The organism is Mycolicibacterium arenosum, from assembly GCF_024320865.1.
Taxonomy (GTDB): Bacteria; Actinomycetota; Actinomycetes; order Mycobacteriales; family Mycobacteriaceae; genus Mycobacterium; species Mycobacterium arenosum.
Window position 1 is genome coordinate 211,756 of sequence record NZ_JANDBD010000002.1, and the last position, 13,174, is coordinate 224,929.

The window sequence follows — 13,174 nt, forward strand, 5'->3', positions numbered from 1 at the left end:
CTACTGACAGCGAATTCACATGTACAAGAAAGGAAATGGCCTCAACGCCGTGGCCCGGTTCTAAGCGTTCGTTCACGTACCGGACATCTTGTCATTCAACGGTGGTCGTGGGACGGTCTCAGCTGGATGCCGCGGGTCGGTGTGCAGTGCCCTGGTTGTCGTAGTCCGAATGCAAGAGGAGTAATCGTCGCCCATGACCATTCACAGCAAACTCGCAGGAATCGCGGCGATGGTCGGTGCCGGGGTGTCGCTCACGCTCGCTCCGTGCGCGTGGGCTGACGAGGAGGACGTCGCACCGGCGCCTCCGCCCGTTCAGGTCGTCGGCGTAGATCCCGCCGAGAACGCCGATCCAGCCGCCGTTGCGGCCTGCGGAGCCTTCGCCTCGATACTCGACGGCTCCTCGTACTACTTCGGCGAGTTCGCCGACTCCTTCGAGGGGTCCAACTACAACGACCCGGCGGTGCAGAGCAGTAATCAGTTGGGCCGCCAGGCGATGCGCGAATCGGCTGGGGCTGCGATGAGCGCCGCCAATACGCCGGGCCTGTCACCGGACATCGCCGAACCGATGCGGTCGTGGTCCGTGGGTGCGACGGCGATGTGGGCCAAGATGGGCCTGCGCATTCCCGGTGAGAGCCTGAACACCACGGCTACGGGCATGAACGACAACGCCACCAAGGTGCAGCAGGGCTGCGCCGCCGCGGGGACCCACGCGTAGCCGGTGCTGAAAGCCTTGTCAGACAACGCGTTGCTTACGCGCGCGGTCGCGATGACCGCAGCGGTGTGTCTGCTGACCGTGGGCTGCGGCACGTCCGGGGGACAGTCGACGGAGCCGAAGGGCGTCCCTGAGTCGGCGCTCGGCGGTCTGCTGCTGGCCCCCGACCGGATCGGAACCATCTTGGGTGCCTCGGGCATGGTGGCGCACCAGCCGACGGACGTCATGGCCGACAACAGCAACATCATCTCCAACCTCGACTGCCTCGGCGCGTGGCAGATCAACCAGGCTCCGGTCTACGACCCGACCTTCTGGAAGTCGATGCGGCAGCAGGTGGTTCGCTCTCCCGACGCCGACAGTTGGAGCGAGCAGGTCGTGCAATCGGTGGTGTCGTGGGGCACCAGGGACGGCGCGCAAGCGTTCTTCGACGACTCGGTGACGCGGTGGTCCAAGTGCACGAACCACACGCTGAACATCCGGGTGAACGACCAGCCGCTGCCGAAGTGGGTGAGCGGCCAGCTCTCCCAGGGCGATAGGGAGCTGTCGCTGCCCTATACGCGGGGAACGGGCGATTCAACCCGGTCGTGCCAGCACGTAATCCGGGTGGCGGCCAATGTGGTATTCGAGGTCGCGGCCTGCAAGCCGAAGCAGGACGCGCCCGTGACGCAGGCCGCCGAGGTGGCTGCCGCGATGGAAGCCGAGATGCCGCACTGAGCAGGAGCACGTTCGGCTGACGGGACCACGCTGAGGCCCGGGGTACCTTACCCACATGGTCCGGCCTGCGCAGACGGCGCGCAGCGAGCGAACTCGCGAGGCGTTGCGCAGCGCTGCACTGGTGCGTTTCCTCGGTCAGGGCGTCGAGGAGACGTCGGCCGAGCAGATCGCGGCGGACGCCGGAGTGTCGCTGCGGACGTTCTACCGCCACTTCACCTCCAAGCACGATCTCCTGTTCGCCGACTACGACGCCGGCCTGCAGTGGTTCCGCTCCGCACTGGCCGAGCAGTCCGGCGAGGAGTCGCTGATCGACTCCGTCCACGCCGCGGTGATGGCCGCGCCGTACGACGTCGACGCGGTGGCGAAGATCGCCGAACTGCGTACCAGGGAACTCGATGCGGGCCGGATCGTCCGCCACGTCCGTCAGGTCGAGGCGGACTTCGCCGAGGCCGTCGAGGAGTACCTGGTGCGAACGGGCGGCCCGACTGTCGGCAGCGACGAGCGGCTGCGCGTCACGGTGACAGCGCGGTGCATCTCCGCGGCGGTGTTCGGGGCGATGGAGGTGTGGATGCTCGACGAGCACCGCTCACTGCCCGAACTCGCGCGGCTGTGCCGGACCGCTCTCGAGGCGGTGGCGGCGGGGTTCGAGGACCGGTAAGGCAAGTTTCGTCATTATTGACAAAACTTTGACCGCGTGTCAGCCTCAGCTGATGACGGACTTCGACGCGATTGTCATCGGTGCGGGGCACAACGGGTTGACAGCGGCCGCACTCCTTCAGAAAGCCGGAATGCGCACGCTGTGCCTGGATTCCAAGCTCTACGCCGGAGGCATGGCGTCGACCGTCGAGCTCTTCGACGGGTATCGCTTCGAGATCGCCGGCTCGGTGCAGATCCCGACGTCAGCGAAGGTGAGCCGCGAGCTCGGGCTGGACCAGTTGCCCACCGTGGAACTCGACGTCATGTCGGTGTCGCTGCGGGGTGTCGGCGACGAACCGCTGATTTACTACACCGACCCCATCAAGCTGATGACCCACATCAACGAGGTACACGGGGCCGAGGCCGTCAACGGGATGGCCGGCCTGATGGCCTGGTGCCAGGCGCCGACGCGAGCCCTCGGACGTTTCGACGCCGGCCAGCCGCCGAAGACCCTCGACGAGATGTACGCCTGCGCGACAAACGAATTCGAACGATCGACGATCACCGACCTGCTGTTCGGATCGGTAACCGACGTCATCGACCGGTACCTGCCGGACCGGGAGAAGCACGGCGCGCTGCGCGGCATGCTGTCACTGCTCGCGGTCAACACCACCTACCGCGGCCCGGCCACCCCCGGCACCGCCGCCGCGCTGGCCTACGGGTTCGCCGTTCCCGACGAGAACGCGCTGCTGGTGAAGAAACTCAAGGGCGGCATCGGTGCGCTGACGGCCCACCTGTGCGAGGTGTTCGCCTCACACGGCGGGGAACTCCGGCTGCGCTCGGCCGTTAAGGAGATCTCAGTGGCCGACGGCCGGGTCAGCGGCGTTCGGCTCGAGGACGGCACCGCCATCACCGCACCCGTCGTGATCTCCGGTGTGGCACCGGATCTCACCGTCAACCAGCTGGTGGCGTCCGCGGCGGTGCCCGACGACATCCGCGAGCGGTTCTCCCGCATCGACCACCGCGGCAGCTACCTGCAGATGCACTTCGCGCTCGACGGCGTGCCCGAGTTCGCCGCCCCCTACGAGGTCCTCAACGATCCGGCGATGCAGTCCAACATCGGAATCTTCAGCACCCCGGAGGAACTGCAGAAGCAGTGGGAGGACTGCAGGCACGGCATCGTGCCGTCGGATCCGTCGATCGCGTTGCAGATCCCCTCGGTCAACGATCCCGACCTCGCGCCGCCGGGCAAGCACGCCGCGTCGGCGTTCTCGCTGTGGTTCCCCATCGAAGAAAGTGAGTCGAGCTACGGCGAGATGAAGGTCGAGATGGGGCAGCGGGTCATCGACAAGCTGACGCGTCTGGCACCGGACTTCGAGAGCAGGATCATTCGACACACGACGTTCACCCCGAAGCACATGGGCACGATGTTCGGGGCGCCCGGTGGCGACTACTGCCAGGGCCTGATCCACCCGGACCAGATCGGCGTCAACCGGCCCGGCCCGAGAGGCTATCTGGATCAACCGATTCCGATCGACGGCCTGTATCTCGGCAGCGCGGGCTGCCACGGCGGTCCCGGCATCACGTTCATCCCCGGCTACAACGCGGCGACACAGGCGCTCGCCGACGCGCGCTGACTACTCGTCCTCGGCGGGTCCCTGCGGCGTCGCGCCACCCTCGTCCGACCAGTCCGCGGGACCGTCGGCGCCCTTCGCGGGATCGCTCTGCACGTCCTCGGCACCCGCCGGGCCGGTATCGGACGGCGTGGTCTTGGGGTCTGGGCTGCTCACGGTACGCGGGATACCCCGTCATCGGGTTCGGAAACGGTGAGCACCGCTTCGGCCACGTATCGGTCCTGCTCCAGTCGCTGCTCGAGCCCGCGCAGCGTGACCGCGATCGTCGACTCGCGATCGTCGCCGACGAGATCCACGCTCGCGACCACGAAAAGCGCCTTCGGGCCGATGAACTCGGGGCGCAGGAAGCGCACCTCGGCGACTTCGGGAAAGCTCTTCAGCCTGGCGACGAGCGCGTCGTGAACTCGCGGTGAACCGGGTTCGCCGGTGAGGAACTGCCGGTTCCTGTCGATCAGCACCACCGCGACGACACCGAGCAGCACCCCGACCAGGATCGATCCGAGCGCGTCCCAGACCACCGCCCCGGTGAGCTGATGGAGCAGGATGCCGACGAACGCGATGGCGATGCCGATCAACGCGGCAGTGTCCTCGGCGAACACCGCACGAACGGTCGGGTCCGACGTGTGCATGGCGTAGTCGAGCACCTCGGTGTCCAATTCGGCAGCCTCGCGGCGCAATTGTCGAACCGCCTGCAGCCACGAGACACTCTCCAGGACGAACGCGACGGCCAGGACCAGGTAGGCCAGCCGATAGTCCTCGGCACCCTCTTCGCCGTGCAGGAGTTCGGTGACGCCACGCCAGACCGACACCGCGGCGCCGACGACGAACAACCCGACGGCGGCCAGGATCGACCAGACGTACGCCTCCCGCCCGTACCCCAGGGGCCGACGTTCGTCGGGCGTTCTGGCACTCCTGCGATTTGCGACCAGCAGGAAGATCTCGTTTCCCGTGTCGGCCCACGAGTGCGCCGCCTCGGCGGTCATCGACGCCGAAGTCGAGACCACGGCGGCAACGGATTTCGCAATGGCGATAACCAGGTTGGCGCCGAAGGCGACCAGAACCGTGAGCGTGCTGTCGCCGCCGGGTTTCACCACGATGTCAGTCGGCGCGCTGTTGCAGCTGGCGCATCCAGTCGCCCGGCACCCTGCCCCGCGGTCCCGGCACCGTTTCATCGGCGGGATGGCTCTGCGGATCGGCGAGTTCCGGCCCGTCGTAGTACTGGTCGGTGTCGTAGTTCCAGAACCAGTCCTCGCCGGGCTCGAACGACTGGATGATCGGATGGCCGGTCGCGCGCCAGTGCGCCGACGCGTGCCGCGCCAACGAGTCGTCGCAGCAACCGATGTGACCGCACTTCGCGCACCGCCGCAGATGGACCCACCAGCCGCCCGCGGCATCGCACTCCGTACAACCCGTCCCGCTTGGTACCGCCGTCGGATCGACCACGTCACTCATGGTTGTCGAGCCTAGCCGTGCCCGCGCGCGCCGGTTGGCCACCGTTTGGATCACCGACATCTGATCATGATGAGCGAAACCGGCGACGAGGGGGATACCAGCGAATTCCGTAATTGACGTGGGGATTCGCCGAAACTCTCGCTTTGACGGTTAATCCCGGTGCTCTTAGCGTCCGCCCCAACCTGACGATGATGGGAACGCACGTGAGAGCCGGTCGACTGTGAACGGTGCCGCCTGGGCCAAACCGGCTTTCGCGGTGGGTGACTTCGTCGTCCTCGCGGGTGAGACGTTCGGGCTGATGTTCCGCAGGCCCTTCGCGTGGCAGGAACTCATCGACCAGATCTGGTTCGTGGCGAGGGTGTCCATCGTGCCGACGCTGGTGCTGTCGATCCCGTACACCGTGCTGATCGTCTTCACGCTGAACATCGTGCTGATCGAGGTCGGCGCCGGGGACCTCTCGGGTGCGGGGGCGGCGCTGGCATCGGTGACGCAGGTCGGTCCCGTCGTCACCGCGATCGTGGTGTCCGGGGCGGGCGCCACCGCCATGTGCGCCGATCTCGGGGCGCGGACCATCCGCGAGGAGATCGACGCGCTGAAGGTCATCGGGGTCAACCCGGTGCAGGCCCTGGTGGTGCCGCGGGTGATCGCCGCGACGTTCGTCGCGCTGATGCTGTACTCGGTGGTCGCCGTCGTCGGACTGGCCGGCAGCTACTTCTTCGTCGTGTACGTCCAGAACGTCACGCCGGGTGCCTTCGTGGCGGGTCTGACGCTGCTGACCGGTCTGCCCCAGGTGATCGTGTCGCTGGTCAAGGCGCTGCTGTTCGGCCTGTCCGCGGGTCTGATCGCCTGCTACAAGGGGCTTTCCGTCGGCGGCGGCCCCACCGCCGTCGGCAACGCCGTCAACGAGACCGTGGTGTTCGCGTTCATGGCGCTGTTCCTCATCAACATCCTGGCGACGGCGTTCGGCGTGAAGGTGGCACCATGAGCGAGCTTGCGAGCGAATCATGACGCAGACAGGCGTCGCGAGCGAGCCGTCGAAGGTCGTCGACGCCACCCGGCGCCTCGGCGAGCAGACCGCCTTCTACGGCCAGGCGCTCGCCTCGACCGCCGACGCGGTCCGGCGATATCCCGGCGAGGTATTGCGCCTGATCGCCACGATGGGCCTCGGCACCGGCGCGCTCGCCGTCATCGGCGGCACCGTCGTGATCGTCGGCTTCCTCACCCTGTCCACCGGGGCGCTCATCGCGGTGCAGGGCTACAACACGCTGTCCAACGTCGGCATCGAGGCACTGACGGGCTTTCTCGGCGCCTTTCTGAACGTCCGCTTCATCGCCCCGGCCACCGCGGGGGTGGCGCTGGCTGCGACGATCGGGGCGGGCGCGACGGCGCAACTGGGCGCCATGCGCATCAACGAGGAGATCGACGCTCTCGAGGTGATGGGCATCCGCGCGGTCACCTACCTGGCGTCGACCCGCATCGTGGCGGGCGTCATCGCGGTGATCCCGATCTACACCGTCGCTGTGCTGATGTCCTTCCTCGCCACACGATTCGGCACGACGATCGTCTACGGCCAGTCGCGCGGCGTGTACGACCACTACTTCTCCACCTTTCTGCAGCCCGCCGATCTCATGTGGTCGTTCACCGAGGCGCTGGCGATGGCGGCCGTCGTGATGGCGATCCACACTTACTACGGATTCACCGCGACGGGTGGCCCCGCGGGGGTCGGCGAGGCCGTCGGCCGCGCGGTGCGAACCTCCATCACCGCAGGTGTTTTCATCCTCCTGACCATCACGCTGTCCGTGTACGGGCAGTCCGGCAACTTCTACCTGTCGGGGTGAGCGGGGTGCAGGAGAATTCGCCGAGGCGGGCGGGCATCGACCCCATCTGGTGGGCTCCGGTGCTGTTCGTCGTCATCATCGCGTTGACGGTGCTGACCGCGCTGCTGTTCTCCGGAACCCTGCGCAGCTTCGTACCGCTGACCCTGGTCTCCGATCGCTCCGGACTGGTGATGGAGAACGGCGCGAAGGTGAAACTGCGCGGCGTGCAGATCGGCGAGGTCGCCTCGATCGGTGCCGACGCGGGCGGCGACGCGGCGTTCTCGAAGTTGACGCTCAAGATCTATCCGCACGAGTTCGGCTACCTGCCGAGCAACATTGAGGCGGAGATCAAGTCCAGCACCGCATTCGGCGCCAAGTACGTCGATCTCACCGTGCCGAATGGCGGCCCCAGTGGCCAGTCGCTCGCCCCAGGCGCGGTGCTGCAGTCGCGCAACGTGACCGTCGAGGTCAACACGGTGTTCGAGAACCTGCAGTCCGTGGTGCAGGCCATCGACCCGGCGAAGCTGAACTCGGTGCTGTCAGCGCTCGCCGAAGCCCTGCGCGGCAAGGGCGAGGTCATCGGGGAGGCGATCACCGACGCGAACGACGTGCTCCTCGCCGTCAATCCGCGCATGCCGACCGTGCAGCGGAACTGGCAGCTCTTCGGGCAGACCGCGGATGCGTATTCGACAGCGGCGCAGGATATCCTGTCGATTCTCGAGTCGTTCTCGAAGACCAGCACCACGATCTCCGACAACGCAGGCGCGCTCAACGACGTACTGCTGTCGGCGGTCGGCTTCTCCCAGTCCGGTGTCGACGTGATCGGGGGTAACCAGCCGAACATCATCCGGTCGATGAACACGCTGGTGTCGACGACCGACCTTCTGTTCAAGTACTCGCCGACCTACACCTGCCTGTTCCAAGGTGCGCAGTGGTTCCTCGACCACGGTGGCCGGGATGCGCTGGGCGGCAACGGGAAATCGGTGATCATGGACGCCGCGCTGCTGTTCGGTGACGATCCCTACCGGTATCCGGACAACCTGCCCGTCGTCAACGCCAAGGGCGGCCCTGGTGGCAAGCCGAGCTGCGGATCCCTGCCCGACGTCAGCAAGAACTTCCCGGTCAAGTACCTCGTCACCGACACCGGGTTCGGAACCGGCCTCGACGTGCGTCCCAATCCCGGTATCGGATTCCCCGGTTTCGCCAACTACCTGCCCGCCACCAAGGCGATCCCGGAGCCGCCGAAGATCCGCTACGAGGGTGGGCCCGCACCCGGTCCGCCGCCCGCCTATCCCGGCGCACCCGCTTACGGCGCACCGCTGTTCGCGCCGGACGGCACTCCGCTCTACCCGCCGCCGCCGGGAACGCGACCGCCACCGATGGAGGGGCAGCCATGAGAGGCAGGACCGGTCGCACCCTGGTGCGCGTCGTGGCGTTCATCACCGTCTGCTTCATCTTCATGTTCGCGTTGGTCACGGTGTTCGGGCAGTTCCGCTTCGACTCCAGAACGACGTACACCGCGTTGTTCAGCAACGTCTCAGGACTTAAGGGCGGCAACTTCGTTCGCATCGCGGGCGTCGAGGTCGGCAAGGTCGAGAACATGACGCTGAAGAAGGACGGCACCGTCACCGTCGTCTTCAACGTCGACCGGAACCTGACGCTCACCGAGGGCACCAGAGCCGCCGTGCGCTACGAGAACCTCATCGGTGACCGGTACCTCGCGCTCGAGGACGGGCCCGGTTCGACGCGCAAACTATCAGCGGGACAAGCTATTCCGCTGGCCCGGACGTCCCCGGCCTTGGACGTCGACGCGCTGATCGGCGGATTCCGGCCCTTGTTCCGCGCGCTCGACCCGGAGCAGGTCAACGCGCTCAGCGGGGAACTGCTCCAGGTGTTCCAGGGGCAGGGCGCCACCATCTCGTCGGTGCTGTCGCAGACCTCTGCTCTGACGTCCACGCTCGCCGGGCGCGACCAGCTGATCGGTGACGTGATCGCCAACCTGAACACCGTGTTGGACACGTTCGCTGCGCAGGACGACCAGTTCGGCGAGGGTCTCGACAAGCTGTCGGAACTGGTGCAGGGGCTCAGCGACCGTAAGCAGGACATCGCCAACGGAGTCGGTTACATCAACGCCGCCGCCGGATCGGTCGCCGACCTGCTGACCGCCGCACGTCAACCCATCAAGGACACCGTGGTGCAGACCGATCGGTTCGCGAGCCAGGTGGAAGCCGACCACGACTACGTCGACGAGTTGGTCAGGACCCTGCCCGACGCGTATCAGGTGCTGGCGCGCCAGGGTCTGTACGGCGACTACTTCGGGTTCTACCTGTGTGACGCGATCCTCAAGCTCAACGGCAAGGGCGGTCAGCCGGTGTTCGTCAAGGTGGCGGGCCAGGACTCCGGGCGGTGCACACCGAAATGAGCCTGAAACTGAAGCGGCCCAACATCAAACCGCTCGCAGAGCGTAACCGGCTCGCCGTGGGCGCGGTCGGTATCGCGGTGGTGATCGCCGTGGTCGTCACGTCGTTCTCCTACGACAAGCTGCCTTTCATCAAGGGCACCGACGACTACTCCGCTTACTTCGCCGAGGCGGGCGGGATCAAGTCCGGCAGCGACGTGCGGGTGTCCGGGCTGTCCGTCGGCAGGGTGTCCGACACCACGCTCGAGGGCACGCAGGTGCGCGTCGACTTCACGGTGGACAAGGGCGTCGAACTCGGCGATCGTACCGAGGCGGCGATCAAGACCGAGACGGTGCTCGGCACCAAGATGCTCGAGATCACGCCACGCGGCGATGGCGTGCTCGACGGGCCGATCCCGCTCGATCGCACGAAGTCGCCCTACGACCTGCCCTCCGCGCTGGGGGATCTGACGACCGCCATCAGCGGGCTCGACACCACTCAGCTGTCGTCGGCGCTCACCACGCTGTCGCAGACGTTCGCCGACACTCCACTGGATCTCAAGCTCGCGCTCGAGGGGGTGTCGCGGTTCTCCGACACCCTCAACAGCCGCGATGCCGAACTGCGCAACCTGCTTGCCAACGCCAACAAGGTGACCGGGGTGCTGGCCAAGCGCAGCGATCAGATCGCCCAGCTGGTGGCCAACAGCAACGCGTTGCTCTCCGAGCTACTCGCACAACGGGATTCACTCGACGCGCTGATGAACAACCTGACCGCGGTATCGGCCTCGATCTCCGGCATCGTCGACGACAACCGCCAGACGCTGAAGCCCGCGCTCGACAAGCTCAACGGGGTGCTGAGCATCCTCGACAACCGCAAGCAGGAGTTGCAGAAGACGTTGTCGCTGTTGCGGCGCTACGCGATGTCGTTCGGTGAGGTGCTGGGGTCGGGACCCTTCTTCAAGGCCTCGCTCATGAACCTGGTGCCCGGCCAGTTCGCCCAGCCGTTCATCGACGCGGCGTTCTCCGACCTCGGGCTGGACCCCAACGTGCTGCTGCCGTCGCAACTCGTCGACCCGCCGATCGGTCAGCCCGGCACCCCGCCGTTGCCGATGCCGTACCCGCGCACCGGGCAGGGCGGTCTGCCGAGCCTGATGCTGCCCGACGCCATCACGGGCAACGTCGGCGACCAGGGTTGCGGACCGCCCGGCGTGCCGCTGCCCGGTCCGACCGGCTGCTACCCGTATCGGGAGCCCGAACCCGCGCCCCCGCCCGGTGGGCCGCCGCCGGGACCGCCGGCGCAAGGAGGTGGCTAGTCATGTCCTCCCCGTCATCCCGCACCATTCGCATCACCGCGGCGGTCGTGCTCGCGGTGACACTCGCCGTCGGTATCACGTTCGTCGCGACCCCCTGGTGGAAAGGCGTCACGAAAGACACCTACGTCGCGTACTTCGCGAACACCAACGGCCTCTACACCGGCGACGAGATCCGCATCCTCGGTGTCGCCGTCGGCACGGTCGACGAGATCGAGCCGCAGCCGACTACGACGAAGGTCACCTTCTCGGTGGAGTCTCAGTACCCGGTGCCCGCAGATGTCAAGGCCGCGATCCTGTCGCCGTCCCTCGTCAGCGCTCGTGCCATCCAGTTGGTGCCCGCGTACGACGGTGGCCCGAAACTGGAAGCGGGAGCCGAGATTCCGCAGGAGCGCACTGCCGTACCCGTCGAGTGGGACGACTTCCGGCAGCAGCTCGAGAAGCTGACGGACTCGCTGCAGCCGACGACGCCGGGTGGTCCGAGTCCGGTGGGCGAGTTCATCAACACCGCTGCCGACAACCTCCGCGGCGAGGGCGACACCGCGCGCGAGACGGTGATCAAGCTGTCCCAGGCGCTGTCGGCACTGGGCGACCACAGCACCGACATCTTCACCACGGTCAAGAACCTGCAACTGCTGGTGTCGGCGCTGTCGTCGAGCAGTGACCTGCTGGCCGCGTTCAACATCAACCTCGCCGACGTGACCACCGTGCTGTCCAACTCGCCCGACGAGTTCACCAACGCGACAAAGGGACTCGACGGGGCGGTCAACGATCTGAGCGGATTCCTCGCCGACAACCGCGAGAGTACCGGCGTGACCGTCGACCGGCTCAACGCCATCACCACCGCGCTCAACGACAGCCGGATGGATCTCAAGCAGGTCCTGCACATCGCGCCGACGGTGTTCCAGAACTTCATGAACATCTACCAGCCCGCGCAGAGCGCGGTGACCGGCATCCTGGCGCCGGTGAACTTCGCGAACACCGTCCAGTTCATCTGCGGCGCAATCCAAGCCGCGTCGCGGATGAACAACGACGTGTCGTCGAAGCTGTGCGAACAGTACCTGGCGCCGATCATCAAGAACCGCCAGTACAACTATCCGCCGCTCGGCTTCAACCCGTTCGTCGGTGCGTCGGCCCGGCCCAACGAGATCACCTACAGCGAGGACCGGCTGAACCCGAACCTGCCACCGGCGGGAGTGCCACCGGCTCCTCTACCCGCGGAGGCGTCCCTGCTGACGGGCGGACCGCAGGCGACGCCGGCCGATGCGGCCCTCGGACTGCAGGGCCTGATGCTGCCACCCGGCCTCGGACCGCAACCGGACCCGTCGCTGCCGCCGCTCCCGGCCGAACAGCAGCCGCCCGCGCCGGGAGGGACCCCGTGACGCGCTCCCTCCTCGCCGTGTTCATCGCCGTCTGCCTCTTCGCCGTGCCCGGCTGTGAGTGGCGGGGTCTGAACTCGCTGTCGCTGCCGGGTACTTCAGGGGACTCGGACGGGTCGTACACCATTCAGGCGCAGCTGCCCGATGTCGTTGTCATCCAACAGAACACCCGTGTCCGGGTGGCCGACGTGAACGTCGGCAACGTCACCAGAATCGAGGTGCAGGACTGGCACGCGCTGGTCACCATGCGCATCAACGGCGACGTTCGCCTTCCTGCCAACAGCACCGCGAAGGTGGGGCAGACCAGCCTCCTCGGCTCGATGCACATCGAGCTGGCGCCGCCGACCGACGTGGCGCCGGAGGGTGAGCTCAAGGACGGGTCGGTGATCCCCCTGTCGTCGGCCGCGACCTACCCGACCACCGAACAGACCCTCGCGTCGGTGTCGATCCTGCTGAACGGCGGCGGGCTCGGGCAGCTACAGGAGATCAATCAGACGTTCGCGAAGGCGCTCGCCGGCCGCGAGAACGACATGCGCAGCCTGCTCACGCAGTTGGACGCCTTCATCAGCCAGCTCAACGTGCAGACCGACGACATCATCACCGCGACCGAGAAACTGAACTCGCTGGCGGGGCAGGTGGCCGCCAGGGATGACACGGTGGACAAAGCGCTCACCGACATTCCGAAAGCGCTTGCTGTGCTGGCGGAGTCGCGCACGCAGATCGCCGACGCCGTCACCGCGCTCGGCAGGTTCGGTGCGGTCGCCGCGTCGACGGCGGACCAGACGCGGGAATCGCTCGTCGCGAACCTGCGCAACATCGCTCCGGTACTTCGCGAACTCGCGAACGCGGGCCCGTCGCTGACCAGGGGCCTCGACTTCCTGTCGACCTACCCGTGGGTGAAGAGCACCATCGGCAACTGGTTCCGCGGTGACTTCGCCAACATCAGCCTGGTGGTCGACCTCACGCTCAGCCGACTCGACAGCGGCTTGTTCACCGGCACGCGGTGGGAGGGCAACCTCACGGAGCTCGAGCTGCAGTGGGGCCGGACGATCGGTCAGATGCCGAGTCCGTACACCGCGGGCAACCCGTTGATCGCGCCGTACAACTGGGGAGCGTACTGAC

General features: G+C 66.8%; 14 protein-coding genes. 11 read left to right on the top strand and 3 right to left on the bottom strand.

The genetic code is table 11. The annotated features are described in order from the left end of the window. The first annotated feature begins 193 nt into the window (after window positions 1–193). The 4 genes from NM203_RS04810 to NM203_RS04825 are packed head-to-tail and all read left to right on the top strand — an operon-like array spanning window position 194 to window position 3,699. Window positions 194–715: an Rv2240c family protein gene (locus NM203_RS04810; RefSeq protein WP_255058550.1), complete on the top strand. Its 522-nt coding sequence runs from the start codon at window positions 194–196 to the stop codon at window positions 713–715. Between the two features lie 51 nt (window positions 716–766). Continuing rightward, window positions 767–1,426: a sensor domain-containing protein gene (locus NM203_RS04815; RefSeq protein ID WP_255058551.1), complete on the top strand. Its 660-nt coding sequence runs from the start codon at window positions 767–769 to the stop codon at window positions 1,424–1,426. Window positions 1,427–1,481: 55 nt separating this feature from the next. Further along, window positions 1,482–2,084, top strand: coding sequence for a TetR/AcrR family transcriptional regulator (locus NM203_RS04820; protein ID WP_255058552.1), 603 nt, complete (start codon window positions 1,482–1,484; stop codon window positions 2,082–2,084). A gap of 52 nt (window positions 2,085–2,136) precedes the next feature. Beyond that, window positions 2,137–3,699, top strand: a complete 1,563-nt coding sequence (locus NM203_RS04825) for a phytoene desaturase family protein (protein WP_255058553.1) — start codon at window positions 2,137–2,139, stop codon at window positions 3,697–3,699. Here NM203_RS04825 and NM203_RS04830 read toward each other — a convergent pair whose 3' ends face one another. From NM203_RS04830 to NM203_RS04840, 3 genes are read right to left on the bottom strand one after another with little or no spacing between them, the layout of a single operon-like run. After that, window positions 3,700–3,852: a hypothetical protein gene (locus NM203_RS04830; RefSeq protein ID WP_255058554.1), complete on the bottom strand. Its 153-nt coding sequence runs from the start codon at window positions 3,850–3,852 to the stop codon at window positions 3,700–3,702. Then, on the bottom strand, window positions 3,849–4,790 hold the full coding sequence (locus NM203_RS04835) for a cation diffusion facilitator family transporter (RefSeq protein WP_255058555.1): 942 nt from the start codon (window positions 4,788–4,790) through the stop codon (window positions 3,849–3,851). Before NM203_RS04835 ends, NM203_RS04830 begins: the two co-directional genes overlap by 4 nt. Window positions 4,791–4,794: 4 nt before the next feature. Beyond that, the gene (locus NM203_RS04840) at window positions 4,795–5,148 is read right to left on the bottom strand and encodes a UBP-type zinc finger domain-containing protein (RefSeq protein ID WP_255058556.1); all 354 of its coding nucleotides are present in this window, start codon (window positions 5,146–5,148) and stop codon (window positions 4,795–4,797) included. Between the two features lie 220 nt (window positions 5,149–5,368). Between NM203_RS04840 and NM203_RS04845 the strand changes: the two genes are divergently transcribed. Genes NM203_RS04845 through NM203_RS04875 form a run of 7 tightly spaced genes read left to right on the top strand, consistent with a single transcriptional unit; the run spans window position 5,369 to window position 13,173 of the window. Next, window positions 5,369–6,133 (top strand): MlaE family ABC transporter permease, encoded by a 765-nt coding sequence (locus NM203_RS04845; protein ID WP_255058558.1) that lies wholly within the window; start codon window positions 5,369–5,371, stop codon window positions 6,131–6,133. A 19-nt stretch (window positions 6,134–6,152) separates the two neighbouring features. After that, window positions 6,153–6,986: an ABC transporter permease gene (locus NM203_RS04850; protein ID WP_255058559.1), complete on the top strand. Its 834-nt coding sequence runs from the start codon at window positions 6,153–6,155 to the stop codon at window positions 6,984–6,986. Window positions 6,987–6,991: 5 nt separating this feature from the next. Continuing rightward, window positions 6,992–8,362: an MCE family protein gene (locus NM203_RS04855; RefSeq protein ID WP_255058560.1), complete on the top strand. Its 1,371-nt coding sequence runs from the start codon at window positions 6,992–6,994 to the stop codon at window positions 8,360–8,362. Beyond that, complete coding sequence (locus NM203_RS04860) at window positions 8,359–9,387, top strand: MCE family protein (RefSeq protein WP_255058561.1); 1,029 nt, start codon at window positions 8,359–8,361, stop codon at window positions 9,385–9,387. Before NM203_RS04855 ends, NM203_RS04860 begins: the two co-directional genes overlap by 4 nt. After that, window positions 9,384–10,676 carry an MCE family protein gene (locus NM203_RS04865; RefSeq protein WP_255058562.1) on the top strand — a complete coding sequence of 431 codons (1,293 nt, stop codon included), beginning with the start codon at window positions 9,384–9,386 and terminating at the stop codon, window positions 10,674–10,676. The genes NM203_RS04860 and NM203_RS04865 overlap by 4 nt, the downstream gene beginning before the upstream one ends. A gap of 2 nt (window positions 10,677–10,678) precedes the next feature. Continuing rightward, window positions 10,679–12,055 (top strand): MCE family protein, encoded by a 1,377-nt coding sequence (locus NM203_RS04870; RefSeq protein ID WP_255058563.1) that lies wholly within the window; start codon window positions 10,679–10,681, stop codon window positions 12,053–12,055. Then, window positions 12,052–13,173 carry an MCE family protein gene (locus NM203_RS04875; protein ID WP_255058564.1) on the top strand — a complete coding sequence of 374 codons (1,122 nt, stop codon included), beginning with the start codon at window positions 12,052–12,054 and terminating at the stop codon, window positions 13,171–13,173. Before NM203_RS04870 ends, NM203_RS04875 begins: the two co-directional genes overlap by 4 nt. The last annotated feature ends 1 nt before the right edge of the window (window position 13,174 follow it).